The sequence below is a fragment of the Corynebacterium sp. ES2794-CONJ1 genome, assembly GCF_025660615.1.
Lineage (GTDB): Bacteria > Actinomycetota > Actinomycetes > Mycobacteriales > Mycobacteriaceae > Corynebacterium.
On record NZ_JAOTIM010000008.1, the window covers coordinates 54,326 to 60,337 of the forward strand.

At 52.5% G+C, this 6,012-nt stretch carries 6 protein-coding genes; all 6 read left to right on the forward strand.

Annotated elements, in window-relative coordinates; all coding sequences use genetic code 11:
• The first annotated feature begins 114 nt into the window (after positions 1-114).
• The 6 genes from argF to tyrS all read left to right on the forward strand — a co-directional run bounded on the left by argF (position 115) and on the right by tyrS (position 5,839).
• Positions 115-1,089, forward strand: a complete 975-nt coding sequence (gene argF / locus N7326_RS09300) for an ornithine carbamoyltransferase (RefSeq protein ID WP_259080319.1) — start codon at positions 115-117, stop codon at positions 1,087-1,089.
• 22 nt (positions 1,090-1,111) lie between these two features.
• Complete coding sequence (locus N7326_RS09305) at positions 1,112-1,630, forward strand: arginine repressor (RefSeq protein WP_259080320.1); 519 nt, start codon at positions 1,112-1,114, stop codon at positions 1,628-1,630.
• 9 nt (positions 1,631-1,639) lie between these two features.
• Positions 1,640-2,836 carry an argininosuccinate synthase gene (locus N7326_RS09310; protein ID WP_259080321.1) on the forward strand — a complete coding sequence of 399 codons (1,197 nt, stop codon included), beginning with the start codon at positions 1,640-1,642 and terminating at the stop codon, positions 2,834-2,836.
• An 81-nt stretch (positions 2,837-2,917) separates the two neighbouring features.
• Positions 2,918-4,369, forward strand: coding sequence for an argininosuccinate lyase (argH, locus tag N7326_RS09315; protein WP_263088576.1), 1,452 nt, complete (start codon positions 2,918-2,920; stop codon positions 4,367-4,369).
• Between the two features lie 20 nt (positions 4,370-4,389).
• On the forward strand, positions 4,390-4,566 hold the full coding sequence (locus N7326_RS09320) for a Trm112 family protein (RefSeq protein ID WP_259080324.1): 177 nt from the start codon (positions 4,390-4,392) through the stop codon (positions 4,564-4,566).
• A gap of 13 nt (positions 4,567-4,579) precedes the next feature.
• On the forward strand, positions 4,580-5,839 hold the full coding sequence (tyrS, locus tag N7326_RS09325; protein WP_259080325.1) for a tyrosine--tRNA ligase: 1,260 nt from the start codon (positions 4,580-4,582) through the stop codon (positions 5,837-5,839).
• Positions 5,840-6,012: the final 173 nt, after the last annotated feature.

Below are 6,012 nucleotides of genomic sequence, written 5' to 3' on the forward strand. Positions count from 1 at the left end.
TTCGGCCGAATAACGTGGGGCGAGCGATATCGCTCGCCCCACAAAAGCCGCCATAAAATTAATATGACTGCATTTATGTTATCGTGAGGTAACTGGAAAGAGAGGCAGTCCGTTATGTCCATATTCGAGCAATCGCCGATAATCAATGGAGTGCGCCATTTTCTTGCCGATGACCACGTCACACACCAAGAACAGGCCGATATTCTCAAGCTAGCGCTCGAGATGAAAAAACACCCGTGGGATCTCAAGCCGCTCAGTGGACCGCAAAGCGTGGCAGTTCTCCTCGATAAGACATCCACACGAACCCGGTTTTCTTTCGACGTCGGAATTAGCCAGCTTGGCGGCCGCGCGATCGTGGTAGATACCTCGGTCACTCAAATAGGTAAGGGAGAAAGCTACGCTGATACAGCCGCGACGCTCTCACGCATGGTGTCCGCAATCGTGTGGCGGACTTCAGCGCACAAAAACCTGTGGGATATGGCGAGCCGCTCTACGGTTCCTGTCATAAATGGTCTCTGCGATGATTTCCACCCGTGTCAGATTATTGCTGATTTGCTGACTATCATGGAAAAGCTTTGTCCCGATCCAAGGTCATTGGGGCAGCTGCGAGCTTGTTATATCGGGGATGGCGCCAATAATATGGCTCACTCGTATATGCTTGGCTTCGCCACAGCAGGATTGAACCTAACGGTTATATCTCCTGAAAACCATCAACCTTCGAAAATTTATGTTGACAGAGCTCGCACACGGGCCGAGATGACTGGTGCTGATATTAGCATTACCAGTGACCTCGAATCTGCTGTGGGCGCCGATATTGTCATCACTGATACATGGGTATCTATGGGCATGGAAGAGCAGGCGGAGCAGCGACGTGTGGACTTCATGCCTTATCAGGTAACCCCACAAATTATGCAGAAGGCTAATAAAAATGCTATCTTTATGCATTGTTTGCCTGCCTACCGAGGGTACGAGGTAGCCGCTGACGTAATCGACGGACCGCAGTCCGTCGTCTTCGATCAGGCCGAGAACCGTCTCCACGCGCAAAAAGCTTTATTGACGTGGTTACTGGCAGCAAATTCCGACACTTAATACTTCTGGAATTGGAAAACCAATGGCACATTCGCAGATCACCCGTACGGTCCGCCAAGCGCTGATCGTGGAATTGCTCGAGCAAAACCTCGTGTCCAGCCAGAATCAACTGTCCTCCTTGCTCAAACAGCGCAATGTTCATATCACTCAAGGAACGCTGTCACGGGATCTAGACGAGCTGGGGGCGAAGAAGGTTCGACCCGATAATGGCCGCGCATTTTATGCAATCGGAGCTCTCGAGGAAGAATCCACTGTCGCTGCCGGCGCTGGAACCCGAGAGAAGCTTCGCAAGATGCTGGATAACTTGCTGGTATCAGCAGATCATTCGGGTCAGATCGCGGTATTGAGAACACCACCAGGAGCGGCCGCTTTTCTCGCAAGTTTCATCGATAGAGTCAGTATGGACGAGGTCGTGGGTACCATCGCCGGTGATGACACCGTGTTTGTGCTAGCTCGCGATCCTATGAGTGGCAAGGAGCTCGCCGAGATTTTAATACGTCAAGAGAAGACACGTCTTCCTGGAACATCACCTAAAAACTAAGGAGAAAACATGAACAATCGCGTTGTACTTGCATATTCTGGCGGACTCGATACCTCGGTCGCTATCCCATATCTGGCCAAAATGACCGGTGGCGAGGTCGTGGCAGTTTCGATCGATCTGGGCCAAGGTGGTGAAGATATGGAATCAGTACGGCAGCGCGCTCTCGACTGCGGTGCGGTTGAGTCGGTCATAATCGACGCTCGAGACGAATTTGCTGAACACTATTGCCTTCCCACCATCAAAGCTAACGGTGCTTATATGAAGCAGTACCCATTGGTGTCGGCTATTTCGCGCCCCCTCATTGTTCAGCACTTGGTGAAAGCCGCGCACCAGCATGGTGGTACGCACGTTGCGCACGGTTGTACTGGAAAAGGCAACGACCAGGTGCGTTTCGAGGTTGGGTTTAGGGCTTTAGCTCCAGAACTCGATATTATTGCGCCAGCCCGCGATTATGCATGGACGAGGGATAAAGCAATCCAGTTCGCGGAGGAGATCGGTCTACCAATCGAGCAGTCCAAGAAATCTCCATTTTCCATTGACCAAAACGTGTGGGGCCGCGCGGTGGAGACCGGCTTCCTTGAGGATCTCTGGAATCCACCGACCAAGGACCTTTACGCCTATACCGAGGACCCAGCTCTCGGAAATGCTCCTGATGAGGTGACCATTTCCTTTGAGCATGGAACGCCGGTGGCCGTGGACGGACGTCAACTCAGCGTATTGCAGATCATCGAGGAACTTAATCGCCGGGCAGGAGCTCAAGGAATTGGTCGGCTCGATATGGTCGAGGACCGTCTGGTGGGTATCAAATCTCGTGAAGTCTATGAGGCTCCAGGGGCCGTTGCGTTGATCACTGCGCATGAGGCTCTCGAAGACGTGACCATTGAGCGTGAATTAGCCCGTTACAAGAGGCTGATCGACGCCCGCTGGTCAGAGGAAGTCTATGATGGTCTGTGGTTCGGCCCTCTCAAGCGCTCGCTCGAGGCCTTCATAGACTCCACTCAGGAGCATGTCACTGGCGATATTCGCATGGTGCTGCATGCCGGTAAATGTACGGTCAATGGTCGTAAATCGGATCATTCGCTTTATGATTTCAACCTTGCCACGTACGATACCGGCGACACTTTCGACCAAACCTTTGCCAAGGGTTTTGTGGAGTTGCACGGGCTGTCGTCGAAAATCTCCAATAAGCGAGATCGCGAAGCCTAAATAAGAAGACGTGGGCCTGAAGGTACATGAACCTTTGGGCCCCTTTGTCTAGTGAGCACACTTTACTCTAAGGAAATAATCATGGAAGACACATCGGCTCCACATAGAACTAACCAAGGCGCACTGTGGGGTGGACGCTTCGCTGGCGGTCCATCCGAAGCAATGTTTAATCTCTCAGTATCTACCCATTTCGATTGGGTTTTAGCACCTTATGATATCTTGGCTTCTCAAGCGCACGCTAGAGTTCTGCACAAAGCTCAGCTACTCACCGACTCTGATCTGGAGACCATGTTGAGTGGACTTGAGCTATTAGGCGAGCGTGTTCAAGATGGGAGCTTCCAGCCGCTGCCAACAGATGAGGATGTGCACGGTGCCCTCGAGCGCGGCCTCATAGAGCTTGTAGGCCCAGAAGTCGGTGGGCGGCTGCGTGCGGGACGATCCCGTAACGACCAGGTAGCTACCCTCTTCAGGATGTGGGTACGTGATGCCATTCGTGACATAGCCCTAGATATAACAAAACTGATTGCTGCACTTACTGGCCAAGCTAAGGCCCACCCCGAGGTTATTATGCCGGGTAAGACCCATTTCCAGGCAGCACAACCTATCTTATTAGCGCATGCGCTGTTAGCTCACGCCCACCCGTTACTGCGCGATATCGAACGTTTACGAGACTTAGATAAGCGTCTCGCTGTCTCACCCTACGGTTCGGGTGCCTTAGCAGGATCATCCTTAGCGCTGGATCCAGAAGCCATTGCACAAGAACTCGGCTTCGATGAGGCAGCAGATAATTCCCTCGACGCTACGAGCTCCCGCGACTTTGCAAGTGAGGCTGCATTTGTTCTCGCTCAGGTTGCGGTGGATCTCTCTCGCCTTGCAGAAGAGGTTATTGCGTGGTCAACCCCAGAGTTCTCCTATGTCACCCTAGCTGATGCGTGGTCAACAGGTTCGTCGATTATGCCGCAGAAGAAGAACCCCGATGTGGCGGAATTGGCTCGAGGTAAGACCGGACGTCTCATTGGCAACCTCACCGGACTTATGGCCACGCTAAAAGCTATGCCCTTGGCGTATAACCGCGATTTGCAAGAAGATAAAGAACCGCTCGTCGACTCTTTCGCCCAGCTTCATCTCCTCCTACCAGCAATGACCGGTTTAATCTCTACCTTGGTCTTCAATGCCGAACGGATGCGCGAACTCGCTCCGCAAGGCTACACTCTAGCTACCGATCTGGCGGAGTGGATGGTGCGTCAGGGCGTACCTTTCCGACAAGCACACGAGGCTTCAGGGCTATGCGTGCGTCGCGCGGAGTCGCGGGGCGTGGGGTTGGACCAATTAACTGATGCGGAATTTCAAGAGATTGACCCCCGCCTCACCCCTGGAGTGCGTGAGGTTCTCACCGTGGAAGGTTCAGTGGCATCACGCACGACCAAGGGCGGAACGAGCGCTGTTCGGGTCGCAGAACAATTGGCACGCGTAGAGCAGCATGCCGCGGAACTCACCGTGTGGGCTGAAACCGGCCACATTAAGACTCGCTAAATTTGCTAGAGTGAGCGTTTATGACGATAGATCCTCGGTTGTTGGAAATTTTGGTGTGCCCTCAAGATAAAGGGCCACTTGAATATGTGGAAGACGAACAAGTACTGGTCAATCCACGTTTATCTATAGCTTATCGAGTAGAGGATGGCATTCCAGTGATGCTGGCTCACGAAGCTATTGAGTGGTCCCAACCTTAAGTAAAGGATGAATATGAATATTATCGACGAGCTGCAGTGGCGGGGCTTGATCAACCAATCAACCGATCTCGAAGAACTACGTCAAGCCTGTGAAAAACCTATTACTCTTTACTGCGGCTTTGATCCCACAGGGGCTTCGTTGCACGCCGGCCATCTCGTACCTCTTGTTATGCTTAAACGCTTCCAGCAAGCTGGCCACCGCGTACTCACTCTTGCTGGGGGCGCTACTGGGATGATCGGCGACCCGCGTGAACAGGGGGAGCGCAGCATGCTTTCTGATGACGCGGTGAATGCCAACGTAGAGTCGATCAAGAACCAGATCCGCTCCTTCATTGATTATGGAGATGACCGCGCTGTCATGGTCAATAATGCGGACTGGCTGGGCTCGATGAGTCTGATTGATTACCTGCGCGACTTAGGTAAAAATTTCTCTCTCAACACGATGCTCGACCGAGAAACCGTGAAGCGTCGGTTAAGTGGCGATGGTATATCCTATACGGAATTCTCCTATATGCTGCTGCAGTCCTATGATTTCGTCTACCTCAATAGGCAATATCAGTGTGTGCTCCAAATTGGTGGGGGCGATCAGTGGGGAAATATTATTTCAGGCGTTGACCTCAACAGGCGCATGAACCAGCAAAAAGTTCACGCGCTCACAGTGCCCTTGGTTACCGACGCCAGTGGTGAGAAATTTGGTAAGTCTACCGGCGGTGGAAAGCTCTGGCTCGATCCTCAGCAGACGAGTCCTTATGCGTGGTACCAGTATTTCCTCAATGCGGGTGACTCTGTGGTCATTGATTACCTTCGGTGGTTTACATTCCTCAGCAAAGAGGAGATCGCGGATTTCGAAAAGGCTGTAGAGCAACGTCCGCACCTGCGGGAAGCACAGCGCCGTCTGGCTCAAGAGTTGACAACTCTCGTGCATGGCGCAGAAGCGATGGCCGCTGTTGAACTAGCAGCGGAGGCACTTTTTGGTAAGGCTGACCTAGCTGACCTCGATGAGTCGACTTTGCAGGGAGCACTAGCTGAAACCTGTATCGCGCATATTACAGCCGGACAACCAAGAACAATCGCAGATCTCTTGGTAGCAACAGGTCTGACACCCTCTAAGGGGGCAGCGCGGCGCACCATTAAGGAGGGCGGGGCATATGTCAATAACTCCCGCATTCTCGAGGAAGATTGGGAACCCCAACCGAGCGATCTGCTCCACGGGAAGTGGCTGGTCTTAAGAAAAGGGAAGAAGACCTTTGCAGGGGTCGTAATCGACTCCTAAATTGATATCCGCTATCGGGACAACCTGATAGCGGATTTTTATGTGTTGTGCTGGGGATTTGTGTGTTTGGTGTGGGGTGTGTAGTTTTATGTGGGTCGTTGCGGCCAGGGTTGGTCGTGGTGGTGCATGAGCTTGGTGCGATTTGACGCTGTGTGGTGTTAGGTTGTATGGTT